26 protein-coding genes are annotated in these 24,278 nt (G+C 70.2%); 2 read left to right on the top strand and 24 right to left on the bottom strand.

Going from position 1 to position 24,278, the window contains the following annotated elements; translation table 11 throughout:
* Window positions 1–34 precede the first annotated feature (34 nt).
* From ATSB10_RS07470 to ATSB10_RS07360, 23 genes are all read right to left on the bottom strand, one after another.
* Window positions 35–1,192, bottom strand: coding sequence for an isovaleryl-CoA dehydrogenase (locus tag ATSB10_RS07470; RefSeq protein ID WP_063671749.1), 1,158 nt, complete (start codon window positions 1,190–1,192; stop codon window positions 35–37).
* A 90-nt stretch (window positions 1,193–1,282) separates the two neighbouring features.
* Complete coding sequence (yccS, locus tag ATSB10_RS07465; protein WP_063671747.1) at window positions 1,283–3,430, bottom strand: YccS family putative transporter; 2,148 nt, start codon at window positions 3,428–3,430, stop codon at window positions 1,283–1,285.
* A gap of 130 nt (window positions 3,431–3,560) precedes the next feature.
* On the bottom strand, window positions 3,561–4,004 hold the full coding sequence (locus tag ATSB10_RS07460) for a hypothetical protein (protein ID WP_063671745.1): 444 nt from the start codon (window positions 4,002–4,004) through the stop codon (window positions 3,561–3,563).
* Window positions 4,005–4,070: 66 nt separating this feature from the next.
* Complete coding sequence (gene fabG / locus ATSB10_RS07455; RefSeq protein WP_063671743.1) at window positions 4,071–4,799, bottom strand: 3-oxoacyl-ACP reductase FabG; 729 nt, start codon at window positions 4,797–4,799, stop codon at window positions 4,071–4,073.
* Window positions 4,792–5,265 carry a hotdog family protein gene (locus ATSB10_RS07450; protein ID WP_205631107.1) on the bottom strand — a complete coding sequence of 158 codons (474 nt, stop codon included), beginning with the start codon at window positions 5,263–5,265 and terminating at the stop codon, window positions 4,792–4,794. Before ATSB10_RS07450 ends, fabG begins: the two co-directional genes overlap by 8 nt.
* On the bottom strand, window positions 5,262–6,455 hold the full coding sequence (locus ATSB10_RS07445) for a beta-ketoacyl-ACP synthase (protein ID WP_063671741.1): 1,194 nt from the start codon (window positions 6,453–6,455) through the stop codon (window positions 5,262–5,264). Before ATSB10_RS07445 ends, ATSB10_RS07450 begins: the two co-directional genes overlap by 4 nt.
* Entirely contained in the window at window positions 6,452–7,240 is a 789-nt protein-coding gene (locus ATSB10_RS07440; protein WP_236886523.1) for a class I SAM-dependent methyltransferase, read from the bottom strand. Before ATSB10_RS07440 ends, ATSB10_RS07445 begins: the two co-directional genes overlap by 4 nt.
* Window positions 7,197–7,682 (bottom strand): acyl-CoA thioesterase, encoded by a 486-nt coding sequence (locus ATSB10_RS07435; RefSeq protein ID WP_063671737.1) that lies wholly within the window; start codon window positions 7,680–7,682, stop codon window positions 7,197–7,199. The genes ATSB10_RS07440 and ATSB10_RS07435 overlap by 44 nt, the downstream gene beginning before the upstream one ends.
* Complete coding sequence (locus ATSB10_RS07430) at window positions 7,654–8,637, bottom strand: lysophospholipid acyltransferase family protein (RefSeq protein WP_063671736.1); 984 nt, start codon at window positions 8,635–8,637, stop codon at window positions 7,654–7,656. Before ATSB10_RS07430 ends, ATSB10_RS07435 begins: the two co-directional genes overlap by 29 nt.
* Entirely contained in the window at window positions 8,634–8,990 is a 357-nt protein-coding gene (locus ATSB10_RS07425) for a 3-hydroxyacyl-ACP dehydratase FabZ family protein (RefSeq protein WP_063671734.1), read from the bottom strand. Before ATSB10_RS07425 ends, ATSB10_RS07430 begins: the two co-directional genes overlap by 4 nt.
* Window positions 8,987–9,535, bottom strand: a complete 549-nt coding sequence (locus ATSB10_RS07420) for a COG4648 family protein (protein ID WP_063671732.1) — start codon at window positions 9,533–9,535, stop codon at window positions 8,987–8,989. Before ATSB10_RS07420 ends, ATSB10_RS07425 begins: the two co-directional genes overlap by 4 nt.
* Entirely contained in the window at window positions 9,523–9,810 is a 288-nt protein-coding gene (locus tag ATSB10_RS07415) for a phosphopantetheine-binding protein (protein WP_063671730.1), read from the bottom strand. The genes ATSB10_RS07420 and ATSB10_RS07415 overlap by 13 nt, the downstream gene beginning before the upstream one ends.
* The gene (locus tag ATSB10_RS07410; RefSeq protein WP_236886522.1) at window positions 9,807–10,613 is read right to left on the bottom strand and encodes a lysophospholipid acyltransferase family protein; all 807 of its coding nucleotides are present in this window, start codon (window positions 10,611–10,613) and stop codon (window positions 9,807–9,809) included. Before ATSB10_RS07410 ends, ATSB10_RS07415 begins: the two co-directional genes overlap by 4 nt.
* Window positions 10,574–11,323 carry a beta-ketoacyl synthase chain length factor gene (locus ATSB10_RS07405; protein WP_063671726.1) on the bottom strand — a complete coding sequence of 250 codons (750 nt, stop codon included), beginning with the start codon at window positions 11,321–11,323 and terminating at the stop codon, window positions 10,574–10,576. Before ATSB10_RS07405 ends, ATSB10_RS07410 begins: the two co-directional genes overlap by 40 nt.
* On the bottom strand, window positions 11,320–12,567 hold the full coding sequence (locus tag ATSB10_RS07400; protein ID WP_063671723.1) for a beta-ketoacyl-[acyl-carrier-protein] synthase family protein: 1,248 nt from the start codon (window positions 12,565–12,567) through the stop codon (window positions 11,320–11,322). Before ATSB10_RS07400 ends, ATSB10_RS07405 begins: the two co-directional genes overlap by 4 nt.
* Window positions 12,567–13,790 (bottom strand): beta-ketoacyl-ACP synthase, encoded by a 1,224-nt coding sequence (locus tag ATSB10_RS07395; protein WP_063671721.1) that lies wholly within the window; start codon window positions 13,788–13,790, stop codon window positions 12,567–12,569. The genes ATSB10_RS07400 and ATSB10_RS07395 overlap by 1 nt, the downstream gene beginning before the upstream one ends.
* A gap of 34 nt (window positions 13,791–13,824) precedes the next feature.
* Complete coding sequence (locus ATSB10_RS07390; protein WP_063671719.1) at window positions 13,825–16,248, bottom strand: MMPL family transporter; 2,424 nt, start codon at window positions 16,246–16,248, stop codon at window positions 13,825–13,827.
* Complete coding sequence (locus ATSB10_RS07385) at window positions 16,245–16,874, bottom strand: LolA family protein (RefSeq protein WP_063671718.1); 630 nt, start codon at window positions 16,872–16,874, stop codon at window positions 16,245–16,247. Before ATSB10_RS07385 ends, ATSB10_RS07390 begins: the two co-directional genes overlap by 4 nt.
* The gene (locus ATSB10_RS07380) at window positions 16,862–17,632 is read right to left on the bottom strand and encodes a glycosyltransferase family 2 protein (RefSeq protein ID WP_063671716.1); all 771 of its coding nucleotides are present in this window, start codon (window positions 17,630–17,632) and stop codon (window positions 16,862–16,864) included. Before ATSB10_RS07380 ends, ATSB10_RS07385 begins: the two co-directional genes overlap by 13 nt.
* A gap of 11 nt (window positions 17,633–17,643) precedes the next feature.
* Window positions 17,644–17,913: an acyl carrier protein gene (locus ATSB10_RS07375; protein WP_017462214.1), complete on the bottom strand. Its 270-nt coding sequence runs from the start codon at window positions 17,911–17,913 to the stop codon at window positions 17,644–17,646.
* Window positions 17,914–18,250: 337 nt separating this feature from the next.
* Window positions 18,251–19,354: a Glu/Leu/Phe/Val dehydrogenase dimerization domain-containing protein gene (locus ATSB10_RS07370; RefSeq protein WP_017462215.1), complete on the bottom strand. Its 1,104-nt coding sequence runs from the start codon at window positions 19,352–19,354 to the stop codon at window positions 18,251–18,253.
* Window positions 19,355–19,565: 211 nt separating this feature from the next.
* A complete protein-coding gene (locus ATSB10_RS07365; protein ID WP_063674381.1) occupies window positions 19,566–19,901 on the bottom strand; it encodes a YXWGXW repeat-containing protein in 336 nt (111 codons plus the stop codon).
* A 439-nt stretch (window positions 19,902–20,340) separates the two neighbouring features.
* Window positions 20,341–21,144: a M48 family metallopeptidase gene (locus tag ATSB10_RS07360; protein ID WP_063671714.1), complete on the bottom strand. Its 804-nt coding sequence runs from the start codon at window positions 21,142–21,144 to the stop codon at window positions 20,341–20,343.
* Window positions 21,145–21,252: 108 nt separating this feature from the next.
* Here ATSB10_RS07360 and ATSB10_RS07355 point away from each other — a divergent pair, with 108 nt between their 5' ends.
* Entirely contained in the window at window positions 21,253–21,855 is a 603-nt protein-coding gene (locus ATSB10_RS07355) for a TetR/AcrR family transcriptional regulator (protein WP_063671712.1), read from the top strand.
* Between the two features lie 10 nt (window positions 21,856–21,865).
* Complete coding sequence (locus ATSB10_RS07350) at window positions 21,866–22,795, top strand: alpha/beta hydrolase (RefSeq protein ID WP_063671711.1); 930 nt, start codon at window positions 21,866–21,868, stop codon at window positions 22,793–22,795.
* 703 nt (window positions 22,796–23,498) lie between these two features.
* Here the strand turns inward: ATSB10_RS07350 and ATSB10_RS07345 are convergent.
* The gene (locus tag ATSB10_RS07345) at window positions 23,499–23,963 is read right to left on the bottom strand and encodes an REP-associated tyrosine transposase (protein WP_063671709.1); all 465 of its coding nucleotides are present in this window, start codon (window positions 23,961–23,963) and stop codon (window positions 23,499–23,501) included.
* Window positions 23,964–24,278 lie beyond the last annotated feature (315 nt).

The following is a 24,278-nucleotide window of genomic DNA, read 5'->3' as shown; positions in this document are numbered from 1 at the left end:
GATGCGGGCCGTTTCTTTTGCGTGGGGCTGGTACTCAGCTCTTGCCGTGGAACAGCTCGCGGCCGATCAGCATGCGACGGATCTCGTTGGTGCCGGCGCCGATCTCGTACAGCTTGGCGTCGCGCAGCAGGCGGCCGGCCGGGAACTCGTTGATGTAGCCGTTGCCGCCCAGCGCCTGGATCGCCTCCAGTGCCACCTTCACGGCGTTGGTCGAGGCGTTGAGCAGGCAGGCGGCCGGGTCGATGCGCGACTTCACGCCCGAGTCGAACTGCTGCGCCACCATATAGGCGAAGCCGCGTGAGGACTGCAGCGCGGTGTACATGTCGGCGACCTTCGCCTGCATCATGCCGAAGGTGCCGATCGGCGCGTTGAACTGCTTGCGCTCGCGCACGTAGGGCAGGGTGAGGTCCATCGCCGCCTGCATCAGGCCGATCGGACCGCCGGAGAGCACCAGCCGCTCGGTATCCAGGCCGCTCATCAGCACGCGCACGCCTTCGTTGACCTCGCCGACGATGTTCTCCTCGGGAATCTCGCAGTCCTCGAACACCAGCTCGCAGGTGTTGGAGCCGCGCATGCCGAGCTTGTCCAGCTTCTGCGCGGTGGAGAAGCCCTTCATGCCCTTCTCGACGATGAAGGCGGTCATGCAGCGGCTGCCGGCGGCACGCGGCGCGGTGCGCATGTAGACCAGCAGCACATCGGCGTCGGGACCGTTGGTGATCCACATCTTCGAGCCGTTGGCGAGCCATACGTCGCCCTTCTTCTCGGCCTTGCAGCTCATCGAGCCGACCACGTCTGAGCCGGCGCCCGGTTCGCTCATCGCCAGCGCACCGACGTACTCGCCCGAGCACAGCTTCGGCACGTATTTCTGCCGCTGCGCCTCGTTGCCGTTGTGGAAGATGTTGTTGACGCACAGGTTGGAGTGCGCGCCGTAGGACAGGCCGACCGAGCCGGAGGCGCGCGAGATCTCCTCCATCGCCACCATGTGCGCCAGGTAGCCCATGTCGCTGCCGCCGTACTCGCCAGGCACGGTCACGCCGAGCAGGCCGAGTTCGCCGAACTTGCGCCACAGGTCGGCCGGGAAGGCGTTGTTGCGGTCGATCTGGTCGGCGCGCGGGGCGATCTCCTTTTCCGCGAACGCGTGGACGGTCTCGCGCAGCAGGTCGAGGTCTTCGCCGAGGGGGAACGGGCGCATGCGGTGCTACTCCATGGAGGGGACAAAGCCCATCAATGGTAGCGCGTGGGCCAGTGGCGGCCTTGGCGCGACGCACAAGACCCCGCGGCCTCAGTGCGCCGCAAGCTCCCGCGCATGCTCGGAAAGGCGCGCGTACTGGGTCATCACGCGGACCAGCTGGCCCAGCACGAAGCGGCTGGCGGCGTCCTCGGCGGTCGGTGCGACGAATGCGGACTCGCTCGACGCCGGCGGCACCGCCGGGCGCCCGGACAGCACGTCCGCCAGCTCGTCGAGCGCGTCGATCACCTGGCGTCCGGTCGCCTGCACCGGCGCCAGCGCCGCGGGCGGCATCGCCTGACGGTGCGCGCCGAGCGCCGAGAGCTGGCCCAGCAGCAGGTGTGCCGCGGTGAGGAAGCGCAGCAGCGCCTCGCGACTCGCCGGGGCGCGGTCCGGCTCGCGCAGCATCGCGGCGAACTGGCCGCTGAGCGCGGCGTCGGCGTTGTGCGCGTCGCGACGGGCGATGCGGTAGGCGAGGTCGTCCTGCTTGCCACTGGCGTACTGGGCGAGGATCCGCTCGAGATAGCGCGCGTCGCTGCGCAGTGCCTCGGCCAGCACTTCGCCCAGCTGCCGGCCGCGCCAGTCCGGCAGCACCAGGTAGATCGCCAGCGCGGCGATCGCGGCGCCGATCAGGGTGTCGAGCAGGCGCGGCCACATCACCGAATAGCCGTTGCCGATCTGGTTGAAGCACAGCAGCACGAACAGGGTGATGAAGGCGGTGGCCAGCGCGTAGCGGCGCTGCCGCGTGGCGAAGAAACCCACGCCGGTGAGCACGATCAGCCCCATCTGCCACAGGCCGAACGGGGCCAGCTTCAACGCGGCCCAGCCGGCGACCAGGCCGAGCACGGTGCCGACGATGCGCTCGAGTAGCAGGCGGCGCGTGGCGCCGTAGGTCGGCTGGCACACCAGCAGGGTGGTCAGCAGGATCCAGTAGCCCTGCCGCGGATGCACCGCCAGCAGCACGAGATAGCCGGCCAGCAGCGCCAGCGCCAGCCGCAGCGCATGACGGAAATGCATCGAGCGCGGGGTGAACTGGATACGGATGCGCGCCCACGCTTCACTGGGTGTCTGCGGCCCCGGATCCTGCAGCACCAGCCCGTCGTCGACGGCCGGGGCGTGGCGGGTGGCATCGCCGAGGCGGATCTGGATCGCCTCGAGGTTGTGCGCCAGCGCGTCGACCGCGTGCTGCACTTCGGCGGGCGGTGGCGACGCCTGGGTTTTCATCGCTGCCACCGCATCGTGCAGGTCGGCCAGTGCGGCGGCGGCGATCGGCGAGCGGCGGAACGGGACGCGCAGGCGCAGCGCCGCGGCGCGGGCGCGGCAGCCGTCGGCCTGCAGCCGCAGCAGGTGGCCGCAGCGGAACAGCACGTCCGAGTGGAACAGCGCCTCGGCCAGCGCGTCGTACGGGTGATGGGTGGAACTGGCGCGCTCGTGGATGTCCTGCGCCATGAAATAGAGCTGCAGGCGCGCCGCCGTGGTGCCGCGCGGGCGGCGGTTGCCGATGCGGTCGACCAGTACCAGCCGGGTCGCGTTGAGCGCCTGCACCACGCGCTCGTTGCGCAGCGCCAGCTGCAGTTGCAGCGCGTCGCGGTCCACCCCGTGCACCGGGGCGAACAGGGCGGCCTTGCAGTCGAGGTAGTCGGCCAGCGCATCGAACGAGCGGGCCAGCGCCAGGCGCAGTGCCTGCTGCGGCGCCAGCGCGCTCCAGGCCAGCGACAGCACGCCGTACCAGCCGGCACCGGCCAGCAGCAGGAGTGGTTCATGCCAGGGATCGGTGAAGCTCCCGTGCGCCGCGTCCACGCCGATCATCGTGTAGACCGACAGGATCAGGGTGCCGCCGGCGATGGTCGCGTAGCGCCCGCTGGCCGCACCCAGCATCACCAGGGCAAAAGTGGCCAGCGGCAGGCTGGCGGCAAACAGCCACGGCGTGGGCAGCAGCCATTGCACGGCCATCGCGGCGATCGCGAAGCAGGCGAGGGTGACCAGCAACGTGCCGAGCCGGCTGCGCCAGTGGTCCTCGGTTTCGGCCAGGGCGCAGGCGATCGCGCCCAGCAGGGCGGGGATCACCGCATGGATGTCGCCGCGCGCCAGGCACCAGGCGACGATGCCGCCCAGCGCCAGCCCGACGCGCACGCTCTCGGCGTAGCGGTCCGAGCCGCGGAAGCGGCGCCAGGGGTCAATGAACAGGGCGGGGAGATTCACCCGGCGAGGATACGATGGAATGCCCGCACGTTCGGGGCCGCGCCGGGCCTTGCCCGATCCCGCGGAATGCGCCGATGGCGCCCGCGGACGATGGCCGGAGCAGGCCGCGCGGCCCGCCCCGGCGCATCGATCACTTCACCTTGGCCAGCTTGGCCTTCAGGTCCACGTCGGACATCAGGAAGCCGACACGGCACTCGTAGTTCTTCGGGTCGCGGTACTCCTGCCCCTCGTGCACGCCGACGATGTCGGTGACCGCATTGGCGCCGGCGTCCTTGGCCGCCGACTGCAGGGTGATCAACGCCGACAGCATCGCCCAGTCGCAGGTCTTCTGGTCGCTCTTGCCGAAGGCGTTGGTCTTCTTGTGCGTGGTGACGAGGTCGTCGACCACCTGGACCTGGCCCGGCGGCGTGTTGCCGGCGAGATAGAACTTCACGCTGCCGTCGAGCTTGCCACTGGCGAGGCCGGCCTGGACGGCGTGGTCGAAGGCCAGGTGCACGGTCTTGTCGGCGGCGAAGCTGGCGCACGGCAGCGCGGCGAACAGCAGTACGGCGAGGCGGCGGAATGGTGCATGCATGCGGTGATTCTCCCTGGTGTGGTCGGTTTGGTTTGGTGAGGAACTTCGGGGTGGCGGATGGGCCGGTCAGCACAGCCCGCCGTTGACCGCCAGCACCTGGCGGGTGATGTAGCCGGCATCCGGGCTCATCAGGAACTGCACGGCCGCGGCCACTTCTTCCGGCGTGCCCATGCGCTGGGCGGGGATGATCCGGAGGATCTCCTCCACCGGTACCTCGCTGTCGAGCATGTCGGTGTCGATCAGCCCGGGTGCCACGCAGTTGACGGTGATGCCGCGCTTGGCCAGCTCCACCGCCAGCGCCTTGGCCGCACCGATCACGCCCGCCTTGGAGGCGCTGTAGTTGACCTGGCCGCGGTTGCCGATCAGCCCGGAGACCGAGGCGATGCAGACGATGCGGCCCGCTGCGCGGCGGCGGATCATCGGCATCGCCAGCGGATGCAGCACGTTGTAGAAGCCGTCGAGATTGGTGCGCAGCACGCTGTCCCAGTCGTCGTCGGACAGGGCGGGGAACGCGCCGTCGCGGGTCAGGCCGGCGTTGCAGACCACGCCGTAGGGCGCGCCGTGAGCGGTCACGTCGGCTTCCAGCGCAGTGCGGCAGGCGTCACGGTCGGCGATGTCGAACTGCAGGATGCGCGCGTTGCGGCCCATCGCCCGGATCTGGTCGGCAACCGCCTCGGCATCGTCGCGGCGGGCACGGCAGTGCAGGACCAGGTCGTAGCCGGCGCGGGCCAGGCGCAGCGCGATGGCGCGGCCGATGCCGCGGCTGGAACCGGTAACCAGGATGGTGTCAGTCATGGGTGGCTGCTCGTGCAAGAGTGGCGAGGAAGGCATCCGGGTCGGGCGGGCTGAACACGCTCAGTCGGGCTTCGGCCCTGCCCGCAGCGGAGTCGATGCGGCAGGCGAACACGCCCATGCCGCCATCGTCGTGGAAGCTTCTCACGGCTTCCACGCGCAGTTCGGTGCCGGACGGGAACACATCCAGATCGCTGCGGTAGTGCCGCGTGCCGAGCAGGAAGCCGACCCGTACCGGCCGGCGTTCGCACCGCGCCTGCCAGCCGGCCCAGGCGGCCACGGCCTGGGCCATCAGCTCCACGCCGGCCCAGGCGGGCAGGCCGTCGCCGTACTCGAACAGGCCGTCCGACTGCACCAGCCGGGAGCACACGATGTGTTCCTCGCCGGCCTCGATGACGGTGTCGAGCAGCACCATGTCGCCGGCGTGCGGCAGCAGGTCGGCGATCGGCGGGTAGCCAGCGTCGCTCACGACGCATCTCCCAGGATCAGGCTGGCGTTGTTGCCGCCGAAGGCGAACGAGTTGCTCATCAGCCGGCGCGGATCGCCCGGGGCCAGCGTGTCACCGACTTCGGCGAAGGTCAGGGCGGGGAGCTCGGGATCTGCCTCGCCATGCGTCGTCGCCGGTGGCAACCGCCGCGCCGCGCGCGGATCGGTCAGGCTCAGCCAGCAGAACGCCGCTTCCAGCGCGCCGGCCGCGGCCAGGGTGTGGCCGGTCAGCGACTTGGTCGAGGAACAGGGCACACCCTGCGGGAACACTTCGGCGACCGCCCGGCTTTCCATGCGGTCGTTGTGCTCGGTGGCGGTGCCGTGCAGGTTGAGGTAGTCGATCTGTGCGGGCTCCAGCCGCGCATCGTCCAGCGCCGCGCGCATCGCGGTGACCGCGCCGCGACCTTCCGGGTCGGGGCTGGACATGTGGTAGGCGTCGCTGCTCGCGCCCACGCCCAGCAGCTGCACCGGGCCGTGTTCGCGGGTCATCAGGAACAGCGCGGCGGCTTCGCCGATATTGATGCCGCGTCGCTGGCCGGAGAACGGCCGGCAGCGCTCGTCATCCATCGCCTCCAGCGCGTGGAAACCGTTGAGCGGCAGCCGCGCCAGGGTGTCCACGCCGCCGCACAGCACCGCATCGCAGACCCCGGCGCGCAGCATCCGCTGTGCGCTGATCAGGGCGCGCGCCCCGGCGGTACAGGCGGTGGAGATGGCATAGCGCGGACCGCACAGGCCCAGCCACTCGGCCAGGAACTCGGCCGTGCCGGCAAGCTCCTGGTGCGCGTAGCGGTAGTGATCGGGCCAGGTGCCGTCCCGACGCCAGTCGGCCAGGCCGGCGGTGGCTTCCTCGATGCCGCCGGTGCTGGTGCCGATCACCACGCCGATGCGCTCCCCGCCGTAGCGGGCGATGGCATCGCGCAGATCGGCCTCGATCTCCAGCGCAGCGGCCAGCGCCAGCCGGTTGCATCGGTTGTCGCGGGTTGCCGACAGCGGTGCCGGAATGTCCGGCAGCGGAGTGCGCACCGCACCCATCGGCGGGGCATGGCCGGGAATCCAGCCGGCTTCCGGACGCAGGCCGTCGCCGTCGCCGGCGAACAGCGCCTCGGCCACCGCGAGCTTGCCGATGCCCAGCGAGCAGGCTACGCCGAGCGCGTTGAGGTAGCCGTCGTTCACGCGCCCGGCTCCGATCCTGCCTGCGGCTTGCGCGCCGCCACGTTCACCAGGGTTTCCTCGCGCTGGCCCGGCGGAGGCGGGGCGCGCAGGCCCCAGCGTTCGAGCAGGCCGAAGTCCTTCGAGCGGCTCCACCACAGATAGGGCAGCGAGACGTTCGTGTCGTCGAACACGAAACCCTGTCCACGCAGCATGGCGAGGTATTCGTCGGCGCTCTTCTGCACGTGCATCGGATGACGGAAGAACCAGCGGATCACCCAGGTGTCGATGTACGCCCGGGTGGACTCGGCGAACAGCAGCCAGCCGCCCGGTTTGAGCACGCGCCAGAACTCGGCCAGCGCCTTCTCCTGCTCGACCAGGTGGTGGAAGGTCTGGTGGCAGAACACGACGTCGACGCTGGCGTCGGGCAGCTCGATGCGGGCGCAGTCGGCGGCGAGCATCTGCGCGTCGAGGCCTTCGCGCTGCGCCTCGGCCTGTGCCAGTGCCAGGCTGTGCGGGTCGGCGTCCAGGCCGATCAGGTGGTCGGGAGCGAAGGCCTCGCGCAGCAGGCGGAACGACTTGCCCTGGCCGCAGCCGGCATCGAGCAGGGTGCCGCCGCGCGGCAGCGGCTCGCCGGCCAGCCGCTTGAGATCGTTGATCGCCACCCGCAGCACGTGGTGCTGCCAGGTGTGCGTGGCGAGGAAGCGGAAGCCCAGGCGGGTTTCTTCGACGTAGGTGGTGCTGGCGTAGGTCATCGGATCGACTTCACTGGGGAGTGCGGCGGTGGGTGGCCGCACTTGCTTGATCATCGCGGCCTTCATGGCCGCCGGAGAGGTGCCGTTCCACGGCGTCGACAAAGCTTTGCGGCGAGGCCAGCTGCATCTCGCCGTCGGCAAGGCGCACGGCCACCTGCACGGTGCTGGCGCGGGTCATGCGCTCGCCGCTGGATGCATCGCTGATGAGGTAATTCACCTTCAGCCGGTTCTGCCATTCGACCAGATCGGCGCGCACGCGCAGGCGCTGGCCGAAACGTGCGGCGCGCACGTAGCGCAGCTGCAGGTCGATCACCGGCCACACATAGCCCTCGGCCTTCATGTCCATGTAGTTGTGGCCGAGGCGGTCGAGCAGCGCGCAGCGCGCGACCTCCAGGTATTTCACGTAGTGGCCGTGCCAGACGACGTCCATCGAGTCGACGTCGAAAAACGGCACCAGCACCTCGCTGTCAACGTGCAGCACGCCGCGGGCTCGCATCCGCATCTCCTTCACTTTCGGCTTGCCAGTAGGCGTAGAAGTTGAACCACTGCCAGGGCGCCAGCAGGCACAGCTGGGCGAGGCGGTCGGCATAGCGCTGCGCCCAGCCGGCGATCGCCTGCTCGCGCTGGCCGCGCTCCCACGACGGGGCGTCGAGGAACGGTTCGAGGCGGATCTGGTAGCGACCGTCGATCTTGATGCAGCACATCAGGTGCACCGGGCAGCGCAGCAGGCCGGCCATCAGCCAGGGGCCCTGCGCGAAGGCCGCACGATGCCCGAGGAAGTCGACCAGCACGCGGCGGCCGTCCTGCAGCGGGATGCGGTCGCCGGCGATGGCGATCCACTCGCCGCGGTCCAGCCGCTGCGACAGGTCCAGCATCAGCGCGGCGTCCACCTCGCTCACCTGCAGCAGGCGCAGCTGGCGGTCGCCGGCCTCGCTCTGCAGCCGGTTGAAATGCGCGGCATGCCGGTTGTGCACCAGCACGTTGAGCGGGACTTTCTCCTCCATCTCGGCCAGTGCCCGGCACACGTCCAGGTTGCCCAGATGGGTACAGACCAGCAGCTGGCCACGCTCGCCGCCCTGGCTCCGGTGCAGCTGGCCGCGCACGTCGGCCGGGTCGTGCAGGCTCACCTGTGCCGCGCCCAGCGTGCCGCGCCAGACGTCCAACCGGTCCAGCAGGCTGTCGGCGAAGGCCATGAACTGGCCGAACACGCGGCGGGTGGTCGGACGCAGGTCGGCGCGACCGCTCCATGCGGCGAGGTAGGCCTGGTACTGCCGCACGTGGCGTCGCGCCCGCCCGAACACGAAGAAATACAGCACCACCAGATGCAGCACCGGCTGCATCGAGCGGCGCCCGAGATGGCGCACGGCGAAGGCGGTGAGCTTCATCATCGCGAAGCTGCCGCGCTCCTTCTGGGTCGCCCAGTGGCTCGCCTGCACCCGGGTTCCGTTCATGCGCGCAGCTCCACCCGCAGCCGCCCGGACGAACAGTGCTGGTCGTCCAGGCGGTAGGCGAAATGCAGCTTGCCGCGTTCGCGGTCCAGGCGCAGCTCGAGTTGCACCACGTCGCCGGGACGCAGCAGGCGCTGGAACTTCAGCGCCTCCATCTCGCGGCAATGCGGTGCGATCGCCAGACGCGGGGCCGCCAGCGCCAGTGCCCACTGCACCTGCAACACGCCCGGCACCACTGGCGCCCCGGGGAAATGCCCGGGGAAATGCGCCAGTTCCGGCGGGATGCGCAGGTCGAGCAGCCACGTGCCGTCGTGCGTACGCTCGTCGAGCAGCTCGGGATCGCGCACCTCGTTCACGCGTGCCGCCTGCGCAGTCGCTGGCGCAGCAGCCATTCGCCGACGAACAGCACGCCCATGATGAAGTACACCAGCAGACCGTTGTACAGCGTCCACCACTTCAGCGGTGCCCACAGCGTGAGCGCTGCCGAGACGGCCGCGTTGAACACGAAGAAGCCGACCCACATCCAGGTGACCTTGCGCGTGTACGGCACCGCTTCCGGCGGCAGCTCGGGTTCGCGCAGGCGCGCCACCCGCTCGATGATCGGTGGGCCGTAGATCAGGCTCACCCCGAAGGTGGCCAACAGCAGCAGGCTGATCAGGGTCGGGTACCAGCGCAGCAGCTGCCCTTCGCCGGTGACCGCGAGCAGCACGCAGTAGGCCAGCGCGGCGCCGACCATCCAGCGACCGCCCGGCTCGCGCAGCAGGCTCGGCGCACGGATCAGCCAGATCGAGCCGAGCACCAGCGCGAACACCGGCGGCGCGACCTTCTCCATGCCGAAGTAGACGACGAACGGATACAGCACGCCGACGATCGGCAGCAGGATGGCACTCAGTCGGCGCATGGGGCCTGCTGGGACGCGACGTAGGCGGCAAGGTTGGCGACGGTGGCAAAGTGCTCGCGCGCGTTCTTCGCGTCCGACTCGACGCGGATGCCGTAGCGCTTCTGCAGCGCCAGCGCCAGCTCCAGCGCGTCCACCGAATCCAGTCCCAGGCCGTCGCGGAACAACGGCTGGTCGGGCGGGATGTCGCCGGGCTGGAGGTCTTCCAGGTTCAGCGTGTCGATGATGAGGCCGGCGATGTCCTGTTCCAGCGAGGCGGTGTCGATGACGGCGTTCACGAGGCGGCGAGCTCCCTTTCGAAAAGTTGGTGCAGATGGTCGTTGAGCCGGCGCGAGGCGATCGGCAGCGGTGCGTCGGCGTTGAAGGTGGCCGGGTCGATGTCCTCGCCCACGCGCAGGTGCACCTGCACGCGCCGCTCGGGGATGCGGTACCAGGGCTCGGCCTTGGTCAGCGTGGTGGGCGCCACGGTGATGTACACCGGGGTGATCGTGCGGGCCCCGCGCAGGGCGATCGCCGCCGCGCCACGATGGAACACCGGGGCATGGCCCGGCCGGGTGCGCGTGCCTTCCGGGAACACCACCAGGCACTGGCCCTCGCGCAGCACGTCGGCGGCCGATTCCAGCATGGTCATGCTGCCGTCGTTGCTGATGTAGCGGGCCGCGCTGACCGGGCCGCGGGTGCACGGGTTGCCGAACAGGCCGGACTTCACCACGCAGTTGGCGTTGCGGATCTGCCCGATCAGGAACACCACGTCGATCAGCGAGGGGTGGTTGGCCACCACCATCTGCCCGGGGCGGCCCAGCCGCTCGGCGCCCTCGATGCGGAAGTCGAGCACGCGGCTGCGGTGCATGAACCACACCAGCATGCGGAACGACCGGCTGATCGCGGCGCGGGCGCGGCGGCAGCGCGCATCGGCGCCGCCCGGCAGCAGGCCCATCAGCGGCAGGATCAGCAGCCGCAGCAGCAGCCCGCCGATCCCGAACAGCACGAAGCTGGCGCCGGTGGCGACCAGTCGCCACGCCCAGGCATCGGTGCGGCGGCTCAGGCCCGCTGCTGCCAGATCCATCGGCGTGTCTTCCATGCGTGTTCCAGTGACGGTTCCCGGGTGATCGTGGCGCGCAGGAAATCGAGCGCATGCGGCCACGTGCAGCGGGCGCGATCGCCGTCGGCGCGCGCGTGGCGCAGCTGCCAGTCGGCCCCGCCCGGCGCGCTGCCGGCGGACGCCTGCCGCCCCAGCCGAAGCGCTACGGCGTAGGAGAACGGCACATCGTCGATCCACGGCGCATAGGCGCCCGGTGGCTGTTCCTCGGCGACCACCACCAGCACCGCGGGCGCGCCGGTGTCCAGCAGCAGGGCGCCTTCCAGCATGGCGTGCTCGAAGGTGTCGGCCTCGCCGGCGATGGCGGTCGATTCGCCGCGCTGCCCGCGCAGGATCGACCATTGCCCGGCGATGGCGTTGTGCACCGACAGGCCGAACTGGGTCGGCGACAGCGGCTGTCCGTCGGCGATGTCGCCGAGCAGGGCGAGCGTGCGGGTGGTCTCGCCATGGCGCGAGGCGAACACGAAGGGCAGCTGCTCGTCCTCGCCGCACAGCGGCCAGGCGGTCTCCATCGTCATCCGCGCCAGACGGCTCAGGCGGCGACGCTGCATCGGCGGCAGGAACGCGCAGGCCGGTTGCTGCTGGCCATCGTCGGACACGACATGCGGCTCCGCCGCCCAGGCCTGCCATGCCTCGGGCGTCTCCAGGCCGGGGGCCCAGGCGCGCCAGGCGTCGATGCGCAGCGCGGTCATGCGTGAGCCTCCGCGAGGCGCCGGAACAGCAGGGCGGTGCAGCTGCCGCCGAAACCGAAGTTGCCCGACAGCACGCTGTCCACCGTGTGTTCGCGGCACGCGTCGAGCAGCGGCGCGTCGGCAAATGCCTCGTCGACGGGGTCCGGCACCCGGCCGGGCGCGAGAAATCCATGCTGCAGCATCAGCAGGCCGGCGATGGCATCCAGCGCGCCGGCGGCGGCGGGCGCGTGTCCGAGCAGTCCCTTGATCGACGACAGCGGCGGCACCGGCGCATTGCGTTCGGCGAACACGGTGCGGATCGCCTGCCATTCGGCGAGGTCGCCCTGCGGGGTGGAGCAGGCGTGCGTGTTGATGTAGTCGGGCAGGGTGCCGGCGCGCACGATCGCCTGGCGCAACGCGCGGGCGATGCCGTCGGCGCCGGGGCCGACCATGCTGGCCGCCTCGGTGGCGCTGCCGTAGCCGGCCAGTTCGGCCAGCACGGTGGCTCCCCGGGCCCGCGCGTGTTCCAGCGATTCGAGCACCAGCACGCCGGCGCCCGCGGCCAGCACGAAGCCGTCGCGATCGCGGTCGTACGGGCGCGAGGCGAGCGTGGCGTCGTGCTGCGGCGACAGCGCGCCCATCGCGTCGAACCACATCGCGGTGCTGTCGTGCAGTTCTTCCGCGCCGCCGGTGACCACCACCTGCTGGCGGCCGAGCTGGATCAGCTCCATCGCCTGGCCGATCGCGTGCGCGCTGCTGGTGCAGGCCGAGCTGATGGTGAGGCTGGTGCCGCCGATGCCGAAGGCGTGCGCGATGCTGGCCGACAGCGCGCTGCTCATGCCGCGCGGCACGATGAAGGGCGAGAGCTTGTGGATGCCGCGGCTGCGATGCAGTTCCAGCGCCGTCTCGTGCTCGCTCAGCGCCGCGCCGCCGCCCAGCACCAGGCCGCAGTCGTCGCGGTGCAGGCGCTCTTCGGTCAGGCCGGCCTGCGTCAGCGCCTCGTTCATCGCATGCCAGGCGTACAGGCCCGGCGCGGCGAGAAAGCGCCGCAGCTTGCGCGGCGGTTCGGGCAGACCGGAAAGGTCGACCGGACCGCCGATGCGCGCCTGCATGTCGAGCGCGGCGAAGCCGTCCATCGGGCGCAGGCCGCTGCGGCCATTGCGCAGGCCGTCGAGCAGCGCGGCGTTGCCGGCGCCCAGGCAGGACACCGAGCCGGTGCCGGTCACCACCACGCGCGGCAGGCCGTTGGCGTCGACCAGACGCATCAGTCGACCGCCCGGAAGATCAGCGAGGTGTTGATCCCGCCGAACGCGAAGTTGTTGTTCATCACGCAGTCGGTGGCGATGGCGCGCTCGCTGCCGGCGATGTGGTCCAGCTCGGCGCAGTCCGGGTCGACCTCGGCCAGGTTGAGCGTGGGCGCAAATCGGCCCGCGCGCATCATCTCGATCGCCCACCACGACTCCAGCGCGCCGCAGGCGCCCAGGGTGTGGCCGACGTAGCTCTTTATCGCGCTCACCGGCACGCGCGCGCCGAGCACTTCGTGGGTGGCATGGCTCTCGGCCACGTCGCCGCGGTCGGTGGCGGTGCCGTGGGCGCTGACATAGCCGATCGCCTCCGGCGGCAGCTTCGCGTCGGCCAGCGCCAGGCGCATCGCCACCGCCATCGTCGCCGCGGTGGGCTGGGTGATGTGCACGCCGTCGGAATTGCAGCCGAAGCCGATCACCTCGGCGTAGATCGTCGCGCCGCGCGCCTTCGCGTGTTCGTACTCCTCCAGGATCAGCGTGGTAGCGCCTTCGCCGACCACCAGGCCGTCGCGCGTACGGTCGAACGGACGCGGCGTGAGCTGCGGCTCGTCGTTGCGCGTGCTGGTGGCGAACAGCGTGTCGAACACCGCCGCGCCGGGACCGGACAGCTCCTCCGCGCCGCCGCACAGCATCAGCACCTGCTTGCCCTGCGCGATCGCCTCGTAGCCGTAGCCGATCGCCTGGCTGCCCGAGGTGCAGGCGCTCGAGGTCGGGATGATGCGCCCCTTCAGGCCGAAGAACACGCCGACGTTTACCGCCGTGGTGTGCCCCATCATCTGGATGTAGCTGGTGGCGGTGACGCCCTGCATCGAGCCGGTGTCGAGCATCCGGCCCATCACGCGCACCGGCTCCACGCTGCCGCCGGACGAGCCGTAGGCCACGCCCATGCGGCCGTCGCGGATGGCGTCGTCGTCGAGCAGGCCGGCATCGCGCAGCGCGTGTTCGCTGGCGGCCACCGCCAGTTGCGAGACGCGGCCCATCGAACGGGTCTTCTGCCGCGGCCAGGCCGGTGCGACGAAATCGTCCACCGGGCAGCCGAGGCGGCCGTTCAGTCCGTCGAAATAGTCCCACTCGGGCATCCGGCGCACGGCGTTGCGACCCTCGCGCAGGCGGGCGGCGATGCTCGGCCAGTCATGGCCCAGCGCGGTGATGCCACCCATGCCGGTGATGACGACGCGCTTCATGGCCGGGACATCCGGGACGGCAGGGAGAGATCGATCATGGAGCGTCCATCACGGGTGGGCGGCTGGTCGGCACCAGCAGCACGGTGAAACCGATACCCAGCAGCAGGGTGAGGCCGAAGTCGTGCAGCGCGGGCATCGAGCTCAGCGACAGCAGGCCGAAGGAAAGCAGGGTGGTGATCGCCGACAGCAGCACGCTGGCGTACATCGCGCCGGGGCGATGCGCGGTGTACGGCTCGCCCTCATGCAGGAACACCGCATAGTTGGCGCCCACGCCGAGTACCAGCATCAGCGCCATCCAGTGGAACAGCGTCAGCGGCTGGCCGAGGTAGCCGAGCGCGGCCAGCGCCAGCGCGATGCCGGCGACCGGCGGCAGCATCACCCGCAGCATGCTTCGCCAGCCGTAGCGCCAGCCGAACACCGGCACCACCAGCACGAGCGCGGCGAACAGCCACAGGCTGGCGTAGCGGCGGTAGCGGCCGAACAACTGCGAGACGCTGGCGGCCTTGTCCACCAGGGTCACGCCAGGCAGGCGATCGGCGGCGCTCTGCAGCTGCGCGTCGTCGTCGCCCTGCGGCAGCACGATCGAGGCACAGCCCTGTGCGTTGCAGCCCATCCACAGGTAGCGGAACGGCGTGGCCAGCGGCGACTCCAGCCAGCGGGCGAAGTCGAGCGGCGTGCCGGGCCAGGTGTCGGCATAGCCGGCCGCGGCGTCGCTGCGCAGTCCGCCGGCGACCAGCAGCGACTGCAGACGGGCGCGATCGGTGCGGGTGCGCAGCGAGGCCGGATCCCCGGCCGGTGCTTCGCCCGATGCGGGCACGGTGTCGTCCGCCGGCAGGCTGCGCGCGATCAGCGCGTGATCGGCCATCTGGCGCGCCTGCGAGGGTGCCATGCGGGCCAGCCCCAGCCAGTCGGCGAGCTGGCCGCGGCGCACCATCGCCTGCAGCCGCTGCTCGAGCAGTTCCTCGCGCTGCAGGGTCTGTTCGATGTTGGCGCCCTGCACCAGGTAGAACTGGCTGCCGTTGCCGAGCCCGGTGATGTCGCGGATGCGGTGTTCCTGGGTGACCAGCGAGGCCGGCGGGGAAATCAGCAGGTGCACGTCGTCGTCGTGACCGAGCCGCTGCCAGCCGGGCAGGGCGAGCAGCAGCAACAGCAGCGCCAGCCACCGTCCGCGTCGCCCCTGGCCGGCGCGGCCGACCGCGCGCTGCAGCGCCAGCGCCCAGCGGACCGGGGCCGCCGACAGCGGCCGGGCCGCGCGCTGCAGCATTGCCGGCAGCAGCCAGAACACGCTGAGGCAGGCGGCGAGCATGCCGCTCATCGCGAACACCGCCATCTGGCGCAGCGCAGGGAAGGGCACCCCGGCCAGCAGCGCATAGCCCAGCAGCGAGGTGGCCAGCGCCAGCAGCAGGGCCGGCCGCACCTGGCGCAGGCCGGCAGCGGCATCCCAGCGGCTGCCGGCGTTGGCGCGCGCGGTGAGGTACTGGATCGAGTAGTCCACCGCCTCGCCCAGCAGCGCCGCGCCGAACACCAGGGTCAGCAGGTAGATCTGCTTGAACACCAGCAGGCTGACCACGGTGGCGGTCAGCACGCCGGCGGCGGTCGAGAGGAAGGCCAGCAGCAGCGGCCCGGGCGAACGGAACATGCCGATCAGCAGCAGCGCGATGCCCAGCGTGGAGATCCAGCCGACCAGGTGTACGTCGTGCTCGGCACCGGCCCGGGCGGCGGCGGCATAGAACACCGCGCCGGTGCGCAGCACCTCGGTGCCGGGCTGCTCGCGTTCGACCTGCGCGACCGCGGCGTCCACGGCCGCCAGCGCGCGGCGCTGCACGGTGTCGTCGTAGGAGGATCCAGCCAGCGTCGCGGTAACCAGCACGCGGGTGCCACCGTCCTGGTGCGCGACCAGCAGGTTGTCCTCCGGCAGCAGCGGCGAGCGGCTCCAGGGCTGCTGGTCGAGCCAGTGCTGCAGCCAGCCGAACGGGTCGTCCTGCAGCGTGGTGCCCACGCCATCGAGGAACGGTGCGTTGAGCCGCTGCGCCAGCGCCCGTGCCGGGTCGTAGCCGGGCGCGGCCATCGCGGCACGGTCGTCGTCGGACAACAGGAAGAACCGGTGCGCCAGGTAGGGAGCGACCATCTCGTGCAGGTCGAACGGCGGCAGCTCCGCCATCACCGAGCGGAACACGTGATCGGCCGCCAGCGCCTTGCCCAGGGTGCGGGCCGCCGCCTTGGCGCGGTCGTCGTCGACGTTTTCCACCAGCAGCACCACGCGGTCGCCGTTGGCGTGGGCCAGCCGTTGCACCGCGGCCTCGGCCAGCGGTTGCTGTTCGGTGGCCGGCAACATCGCCAGCAGGTCGGTCTGGATGGGAACGCTGCCGCGACCGAACAGCAGCCACGCGCCGAGTCCGGCGAGCAGCGCCATGGCAACCGCGAACAGCGCGGCGTGCAGGGTCAGTCGAGACTTCACGGCAGTCCGAGCACGCGCTTTTCCAGCGCGCTGAGCGCGCCGGCGTCACGGTTGTGGCTGAAGCGGATATCGGTGTCGCCGCCATCGTGCATGACGATGCGGATGCCCTGGAGAAAATCGTCGCCGCTCAGCTCGACGCGTTCCAGCACCTGCGCCACGCGTTCCTGCCGGGGAACCAGCTGGAGTGTCCAACTGGCGGGGGTGCCGCTCGCGGTGATCGTGAACTGCCGGCTCACTTCGTCGCTGTGGCCGCCGAGCATGGCCTGCAGCATCCCGGAGATCTGGGCCACCCCGCGGGCATTGCGCAGCGGGTAGGCCCGGCCCTGCGGGTCGATGCGCGCGGCCTGCCGCCCGGTGAACGCCAGCGTCTCGGCCACCGGCGCCAGCGACTGCCACAGCATGCCGTGGCCGAGCACGAACAGCAGTTGCCCGTGGCTTTCCTGCGGCCGGGCCAGCGCGGGATTGGAGCGGGTCTGCACGAAGTCGGCCCGCACCGCCTCGTGGCGGGCCAGCTCACCCAGCACCTGCTGCAGCAGGGGGGCGGGGGTTCCGGTCGCGCAAAGGCCGGTATCGGGCGTGCCGAGCAGCACTCCCAGCGCGAACAGCACGGCGATCAGATGGCGCATGACGGCTCCCGGCGCAGACGGCGCCACAGCAGTATGGGCGCACGCGGCAGCATGCCGAGCAACAGGCGGGTGTGCATCGCGCTGATGCGCAGGTTGTCGCGCAGCATGCGGAAGTGGGACAGGCCGTTCTCCGGGTAGATCACGCGGGTCGCCAGGTTGCGGACCGGCACGCCGCGCCAGAACAGGCGCACGGCGATCTCGGTGTCGAAATCCATGCGTGCCGGCACCGGCGCGCGATCAAGTTCGGCGCAGGTCGCCTCCAGCGGGTACAGCCGGTAGCCGCACATCGAATCGCGGATCGCCAGCGACAGCGTTTCCACCCACACGCAGACATGGGTGACGTAGCGGCCGTAGAGGCGGCCACGCGGCACGCTGTCGTCGTAGACCGGGCAGCCGCAGACCAGCGCCCGCGGGAACGCGCGCGCCTCCTCGACGAAGCGCGGCGCGTCGGCCGTGTCGTGCTGGCCGTCGGCGTCGATCTGCAGTGCGTGCGTATAGCCCGCGGCGTGCGCGGCGCGCATGCCCGCGGCCAGCGCACGGCCCTTGCCCTGGTTGTGCGGCAGGCGGATCAGGGTCATGCCGGGTTCGTCGCGATCCAGCGCGTCGAGCACCTCGCGCGTGGCGGCGTCGCTGCCGTCATCCACCACCACGACCGGCAGGCCGTGCGCGCGCAGTCCCTGGACCGTGCGCGCGATGGTGCTGCCGTGGTTGTAGATCGGGATCAGTGCGCAGGGCGCAAATCGATCCGGAGCGGACATCTTGCGGCGGGTCAGCGTCGGAGCAGGGTATGCACGGTGGCGATCACGTCGCCCACCGTACGCACGCTCTTGAAGTCTTCCGGCCGGATCCGCATGCCCGTCATCTCCTGCACCTGGATGGCGAGGTCGACGGCGTCGATCGAGTCCAGTTCCAGGTCGGTGAACAGGTGGGCCGAGGCGGTGACCCGCGACGGGTCGATCTCGAAGGTATCGCGCAGCACTTCGCGGAGCTTGTCCAGAATCTCCTCGTCGCTGATCCCTGCTTCCAAAACGCTGCTCATACCGGTTCCACCTGTTCCTGCTTTTTATTGATGCTTCTCCCGCGCCCGCAACCCATCGCGCGGCCACCTGACCGTGGCGCACGGGAAACCGGCACGGTACCCCGTTCCGGTGGATGCTGCTCGACGCCGGCCTGTGCCGACTGCCCGTGAAACGGGCCTCCCCTGGTTCCAGCTTTGCCTTTGCCGGCAAAGCCTTGCAAGTTGTTCAGCGAATGTGAAGTTTAGCAGGGCAGCGCGCCGATTGAAGAGGGGGAGGAGGGAAGTCATGGCGCGCCGCAACGAAAGAGCCCGGCGCTGCGGCCGGGCTCTTCACGATCGTCACGGCAGCGACGGGCGCTTACTGACCGCGCATGCGGCCCTGGAAGCGGGTGCCGCCGTTGCCCATGTGCGGCAGCTTGATCTTGCCGATCAGCGCGATGCGCTCCTCGGCCAGACGGTCGGCGGCCTGGTAGGTCGGCACGTTCTCGGTCTTGGAGATCTCGAAGATGCGGCCCAGGTTGTAGTAGATCTGCCGCATCATGCGCATCGCGCGCTCGCGGTTGTAGCCGTCGATCTCCAGCGAGATGTTCATCACGCCGCCGGCGTTGACCGCGTAGTCCGGCGCGTACAGCACGCCGCGACGGGTCAGCTCGTCGCCGATCTCGTTGGTGGCCAGCTGGTTGTTGGCCGCGCCGCAGATGATCTTCGCCTTGATCCGGTCGATGGTCTTCTCGTTGAGCGTGCCGCCCAGTGCGCAGGGCGAATACACGTCGGCGTCGACGTCGTAGATCTCGTCCAGGCCCACCGCCTCGCAGCCCAGCTCGTCCACGCAGCGCTGCACCGCTTCCTTGTTGATGTCGGTGACGAACACCTTGGCGCCCTGCTCGCGCAGCAGCTTGATGAACTCGCTGCCGACGTGGCCGCAGCCCTGCACGGCGTAGCTGTACTTGCCCACGTCCTCGTTGCCGTGCTTGAAGTTCAGCGCGGCCATCAGGCCCTGCAGGGTGCCGTAGGCGGTGAACGGCGAGGGGTCGCCCGAGCCGCCGTGCACCTGGTGCACGCCGGTCACGTACTCGGTCTCGCGGAACACGTATTCCATGTCGTTGACGTCGATGCCGACGTCCTCGGCGGTGATGTAGCGGCCGCCCAGCGAGTTGACGAAGCGGCCGAACGCGCGGAACAGCGCCTCGGACTTGTCCTTCGACGGATCGCCGATGATCACCGCCTTGCCGCCGCCCAGGTTCAGGCCGGCCACGGCGTTCTTGTAGGTCATGCCGCGCGACAGGCGCAGCACGTCGTTCACCGCTTCGGCCTCGGTCTTGTACGGCCACATGCGCAGGCCGCCCAGGGCGGGGCCGAGCACCGTGTTGTGGATCGCGACGATGGCCTTCAGGCCGGCGTCCTTGTTCTGGCAGAACACGACTTCCTCGTGATCCGTCTTGGCGATGGTTTCAAAGATCATTCGAACGATGACTCCAGGTGGGACGGCGCCCGGGGATGGCGGCCGTTCGGGATGGAACAGGGCCGCACCAGGCGGCCCTTTCCGGCATGCACGCTTGCAACAGCTTGAAAACCAAAGCCCCAGCGGGGCTGGGGCTTTGGTTTCGGGGGGCGAAGTTTAGTACGTCGCCGCTGCAATTGCTGACGCGGCGCAGCAAGCCGGGCTGGAGCGCTCAGCGCACCCAGTGGCCCGGGCGGAAGTACCAGCCGCCCCGCCGGTGCACCCAGTGCTCCGGCACGTAGCGGTAACCCGGGCGGGCGTGCACCCAGTAACCGGCCACCCAGACGTGGCGATGCCGACGGTGATCCCAGCGCCAGTAGCCGGGCGCCCAGACGTAGCCGACCCGCGGCGGCGGCACGCGCACGTAGCGCGGCGGCGGCGGGGGCACGCCGATGGTGACGCCCACGGCGACCTGGGCGGCCTCGGTCGGCGGGGCATAGCCGGTGCCGGCACCCGCGGCGAGGCCGAGGGCGGCGAGCAGGGCAAGCTTGCGGGTCATCGTGATCATGCAGGTCTCCGTCATCGCCGCATCGCGCGGCGGCAGGCGGAAGAACGAACCGGCCGTCGTGTTGTTGACGTAGCCGGGGCCGACACGTTCAGCCGGCGGTCGGGGGCGGGCGAAAAGCGAAGGCACTGGATGACCAGCCCTACGGCTGTTGATACAGCGCCTCCAGCGTTCGCTGGGATGACGTGAGGAAATTCCAGATGCATCGGTCATTCCTAGCTGCTTTAGAAACGCCTCTGCTTCCGAATGAGTCGCGGAGAGTTCTAGGCTCCCTTACGTCATCCCAGCGAACGCTGGGATCCAGCGTCTCTGCTCTTTGGAGCTGAAAGTCACTGGATGACTCGCCCTCCGACTGTTGATGAAGCGCCTCCTGCTTTCGCAGGAATCACGAGCAAGAGCACTGCCTCCCAACACCGGGCAGCTCCGCTGCGACGGACTGCCCTCAGAGCCGGCATTCCGGATCGTGGTGATGGGCACGCGCCTGCTGGTACACCGGCATCAGCTGCTGCGCCTGCTGCTGCAGGGTCTGCTCGCGCTTGCTGCTGGACGGGTGGGTGGACAGGAACGCCGGCGGTTTGCTGCCGCCCTGCGCGCCCATCTTCTGCCACAGCGTGGCGGCCGCGCGCGGATCGAAGCCGGCCTCGGCCATGTAGCGCTGGCCGAGCACGTCGGCCTCGCTCTCCTGGGTGCGCGAGAACGGCAGCAGGAAGAACACCTCGGCGGCTACCGCGGATCCAGCCACGATGGTTCCGGTGTTTCCACCGCGGCTGGCGCCGTATGCAGCGCCAGCCAACACAGCGCCCTGGGCAGCCAGGTTGTCGGACATGCGCTCGGCGCCGTGCCGCGCCACCACATGCGCCAGCTCATGGCCCAGCACCACGGCCAGCTGGTCCTGGTTGGTGGCCACCTTGAACATGCCCTGGTTCACGCCGATGCGGCCGCCGGGCAGGGCGAAGGCGTTGGCGCTGTCGTCGCCGACGATCTGCACCTCCCACTGGTTGGCGTTCCACGGCGGCGGCAGCACGGCGATCAGCGCGTTCGCCACGCAGGTGGCGTAGGCACGCTGCCGTGGCGCGTCGACGAATTTGCCCTGCTTGCGCATGTCGTTGAACGCGGTGATGCCCATCTGGCTCATCTGCGCATCGGACACCATCATCAGCTGCGAGCGACCGGTGGGCGAGGTGGCGCAGCCAGCCAGGCAGAGCGTGGCGGCGGCAAGGGTGGCGGCGAACGCGGTGGCGCGCATGGAGAGCTCCCTGATCGATGGATGGCGCACGCAAGGATAGACGCCCCGGCCGTGCAGGCGGCATCGCGGCACTGTAAAAAGAACGAACGGTCGTGCTATTTTGCCGCCATGATGACCGCCGCCGCCCCGACCAAGCGCGCCCTGACCCGCGAGCTCATCCTCGACCACGCCTACGAGCTGGCCCGTCGCGACGGTCTGGAAGGGCTGACCATCGGCAACCTCGCGACCGACGTGGGCATGTCCAAGAGCGGCGTGTTCGCTCACTTCGGTTCGCGCGAAGACCTGCTGCTGGCCGTGCTGCATTCAGGCGCGGAACGCTTCACCGAAGCGGTGATGCGCCCGGCGCTGCGCGAGCCGCGCGGCCTGCCGCGGCTGCGCGCCATCGTGCGGCGCTGGTTCGACTGGGCCGACCGCCACGCCGAGGGCTGCGTGCTGCTCTCGGCCGCCAGCGAGTACGACGGCCGCGACGGCGTCATGCACGACGGCGTGGTGACCCAGCAGGCGCAGTGGCGGGCCGCGCTGGCCAAGGCGGCCGGGCAGGCGATCGAGGCGGGGCACTTCCGCGCCGACGCCGACCCGGAGCAGATCGCCTTCGAGATCTACGCGCTGATCCTGGGCCTGCACCACGACGCCGGCCTGTTCGGTTTCGATTCGGCCAGTGCGCGCGCCGACGCGGCGTTCGAGCGCCTCTGGCGCAGTTGGCAGCCCTGAGACCTTCCCCATGCCTTCCCCCACTTCCGCAGTTTCCGCCCAGGCCGGCTTGTCCGCCCGTCTCAAGCTGTCCACCGTCCGTGCGTTCTTTGCCGTCGGCAGCCGGGTGGCGCCCGGCCGCACGGTGAACCGGGCCGCCCGGCTGTTCTCCACTCCGTTCGCCAGCAGCCGAGCCCGCGCCGACGCGGTGCGCGGCGACGACGCCATGCAGCGCGGCAGCCTCACGTTGAACGGCGAGACCATCGCCACCTATGTCTGGGGCGATCCCGCGCAACAGCCGTATGTGCTGCTGGTGCACGGCTGGTCGAGCTTCGGCCTGCGCTTCCTGCCGTGGGTGGCCAGGCTGCGCGCACTCGGCTACGCGGTGGTGACGTTCGACCAGCCCGGCCACGGCCACAGCAGCGGGCACCTGTGTACCTTGCCGGACTTCATCGCCACCGTCCGCGCCGTCGGCAGCCGTTACGGCAACGCCGCGCTGGCGATCGCCCATTCGCTGGGCGGCGCCGCGGTGACCCTGGCGCAGGACGAGCGCTGGCGGGCGCACAAGCTGGTGCTGATCGCCCCCGCCGTGGACATGCGCGCGGCGGTGCATCGCTTCTTCCGCTTTGTGCGGCTCGGCCGGCATCTCCGCGAACCGTTCTTCGCCTGGCTGCGCGGGCGCACCGGCGTGCACGTGGACGAACTCCAGGTCGAGCGCCGGCTCCCCGCGCTCGGCCAGCCCGCGCTGGTGGTGCATGACCTTGACGACCCCGACGTGCCGTGGTCCGAGGGCGAGCGCTACGCCATGTACTGGCCTGGCGCGCGCCTGCTCACCACCCAGGGACTGGGTCATCGCCGTGTGGTGGACGCACCGGAAGTGGTCGACGGTGTACTCGCCTTCCTGCGCGGCGAACCGGTCGGCCAGCGGGTGATCGGCAGCCCGGCGCTCGCTGCGCTGTAGGCGAAGCGGATCAGCGTGCGGCGGTAGGAGCGCACCCTATGCGCGACCAGCGCGCACCCACCACCAAGCCTGCCGAGGTCGCCCACAAGGTGGGCTCCTCCAGGAGGGCGGTAGGAGCGCCCCCTGTGCGCGACCAGCGCGTACCCACTACCAAGGCTGCCGAGGTCGCCCACAAGGTGGGCTCCTACAGGAGGGCGGTAGGAGCGCACCCTGTGCGCGACCAGCGGGCACCCACCGCCAAGGCTGCCGAGGTCGCCCACAAGGTGGGCTCCTACAGAAGGGCGGTAGGAGCGCACCCTGTGCGCGACCAGCGCGTACCCACCACCAAGGCTGCCGTGGTCGCCCACAAGGTGGGCTCCTACAGAAGGGCGGTAGGAGCGCACCCTGTGCGCGACCAGCGCGCACCCACCACCAAGCCTGCCGAGGTCGCCCACAAGGTGGGCTCCTACAGGAGGGCGGTAGGAGCGCACCCTGTGCGCGACCAGCGCGCACCCACCACCAAGCCTGCCGAGGTCGCCCACAAGGTGGGCTCCTACAGGAGGGCGGTAGGAGCCCACCCTGTGCGCGACCAGCGCGTACCTACCACCAAGCCTGCCGTGGTCGCCCACAAGGTGGGCTCCTCCAGGAGGGCGGTAGGAGCGCACCCTGTGCGCGACCTCTCAAGCCCGCCGCGCAAGCCATGCCCAACGCGGACCAGCACCACCTACAGCCAGACACAGTCCCAGTACGGATAATCCCCCAACTGCGCCACCAGCCCCGCCCGCAGCGGATTGCCGACGACATAGCGCGCCACCGCCCGAACGTCCTCCTCCCGCCGTATCGCCCGGTCATGAAATCCGCGGCACCAGAGGCGGTCGCCCTGCAGATGTCGGCAAAGCTGCTTGCTGATGCGCGCCTTGAACCGGTTCATCACACACGAGAGATCGTCGCGCGGGCCGAGTTCGACCAGCCCGTGCCAGTGATCCGGCATGAACACCCAGCCCAGCGGCCTGGCGTCACCCCATGTCATTGGCTCGATCATCTGGCGACAGGCCAGCCGGGCCACATCAGGATCGAGAAACCATGGCATCCGATGGGCGGTGACGGTGGTGAGTAGGTAGATCTGTCCGGGGACGGAAACCCGGCCCTTGCGTAACGCGCGATGGCCGGGAGATGCGATGGGTGCCATCGACCCACCATGCCGATCCGGGCAGGAAAAAAATGTCGGACATGCGCTGCACGGTTTGTAGGTAGGGGAGGGCTGGGCCACGGCGGTTCGCGCACAGGGTGCGCTCCTACAGGTAGGACGCGGGGCGTTTGTGTGCCTCCCAGACATCCCGACAAAACCACCCTTGTAGGAGCCCACCCTGTGGGCGACCAACCGTAACCCCACCCCCCGGCGTGTCGCGCACAGGGTGCGCTCCTACAGGTAGGACGCAGGGCGTTTGTGTGCCCCCCCAGACATCCCGACAAACGCACCCTGTAGGAGCCCACCCTGTGGGCG

The sequence above is a fragment of the Dyella thiooxydans genome, assembly GCF_001641285.1.
GTDB lineage: Bacteria > Pseudomonadota > Gammaproteobacteria > Xanthomonadales > Rhodanobacteraceae > Dyella_A > Dyella_A thiooxydans.
Note: the sequence above shows the minus strand (reverse complement) of the source record. Positions and strands in the feature narration are given on the sequence as shown.

Bases quoted from the DNA above. Each gene is read 5' to 3' on its own strand.
- fabG (WP_063671743.1), bottom strand. From the start codon at position 4,799: ATGACTGACACCATCCTGGTTACCGGTTCCAGCCGCGGCATCGGCCGC.
- ATSB10_RS07355 (WP_063671712.1), top strand. From the start codon at position 21,253: ATGATGACCGCCGCCGCCCCGACCAAGCGCGCCCTGACCCGCGAGCTC.
- ATSB10_RS07460 (WP_063671745.1), bottom strand. From the start codon at position 4,004: ATGCATGCACCATTCCGCCGCCTCGCCGTACTGCTGTTCGCCGCGCTG.
- ATSB10_RS07405 (WP_063671726.1), bottom strand. From the start codon at position 11,323: ATGACCGCGCTGCGCATCGACGCCTGGCGCGCCTGGGCCCCCGGCCTG.
- ATSB10_RS07380 (WP_063671716.1), bottom strand. From the start codon at position 17,632: ATGTCCGCTCCGGATCGATTTGCGCCCTGCGCACTGATCCCGATCTAC.
- ATSB10_RS07370 (WP_017462215.1), bottom strand. From the start codon at position 19,354: ATGATCTTTGAAACCATCGCCAAGACGGATCACGAGGAAGTCGTGTTC.
- ATSB10_RS07360 (WP_063671714.1), bottom strand. From the start codon at position 21,144: ATGCGCGCCACCGCGTTCGCCGCCACCCTTGCCGCCGCCACGCTCTGC.
- ATSB10_RS07400 (WP_063671723.1), bottom strand. From the start codon at position 12,567: ATGCGTCTGGTCGACGCCAACGGCCTGCCGCGCGTGGTGGTGACCGGC.
- ATSB10_RS07395 (WP_063671721.1), bottom strand. From the start codon at position 13,790: ATGAAGCGCGTCGTCATCACCGGCATGGGTGGCATCACCGCGCTGGGC.
- ATSB10_RS07365 (WP_063674381.1), bottom strand. From the start codon at position 19,901: ATGATCACGATGACCCGCAAGCTTGCCCTGCTCGCCGCCCTCGGCCTC.
- ATSB10_RS07430 (WP_063671736.1), bottom strand. From the start codon at position 8,637: ATGAACGGAACCCGGGTGCAGGCGAGCCACTGGGCGACCCAGAAGGAG.
- ATSB10_RS07385 (WP_063671718.1), bottom strand. From the start codon at position 16,874: ATGCGCCATCTGATCGCCGTGCTGTTCGCGCTGGGAGTGCTGCTCGGC.
- ATSB10_RS07375 (WP_017462214.1), bottom strand. From the start codon at position 17,913: ATGAGCAGCGTTTTGGAAGCAGGGATCAGCGACGAGGAGATTCTGGAC.
- ATSB10_RS07440 (WP_236886523.1), bottom strand. From the start codon at position 7,240: ATGATCAAGCAAGTGCGGCCACCCACCGCCGCACTCCCCAGTGAAGTC.
- ATSB10_RS07345 (WP_063671709.1), bottom strand. From the start codon at position 23,963: ATGGCACCCATCGCATCTCCCGGCCATCGCGCGTTACGCAAGGGCCGG.
- ATSB10_RS07420 (WP_063671732.1), bottom strand. From the start codon at position 9,535: ATGCGCCGACTGAGTGCCATCCTGCTGCCGATCGTCGGCGTGCTGTAT.
- ATSB10_RS07435 (WP_063671737.1), bottom strand. From the start codon at position 7,682: ATGCGAGCCCGCGGCGTGCTGCACGTTGACAGCGAGGTGCTGGTGCCG.
- ATSB10_RS07410 (WP_236886522.1), bottom strand. From the start codon at position 10,613: ATGGAAGACACGCCGATGGATCTGGCAGCAGCGGGCCTGAGCCGCCGC.
- ATSB10_RS07350 (WP_063671711.1), top strand. From the start codon at position 21,866: ATGCCTTCCCCCACTTCCGCAGTTTCCGCCCAGGCCGGCTTGTCCGCC.
- ATSB10_RS07470 (WP_063671749.1), bottom strand. From the start codon at position 1,192: ATGCGCCCGTTCCCCCTCGGCGAAGACCTCGACCTGCTGCGCGAGACC.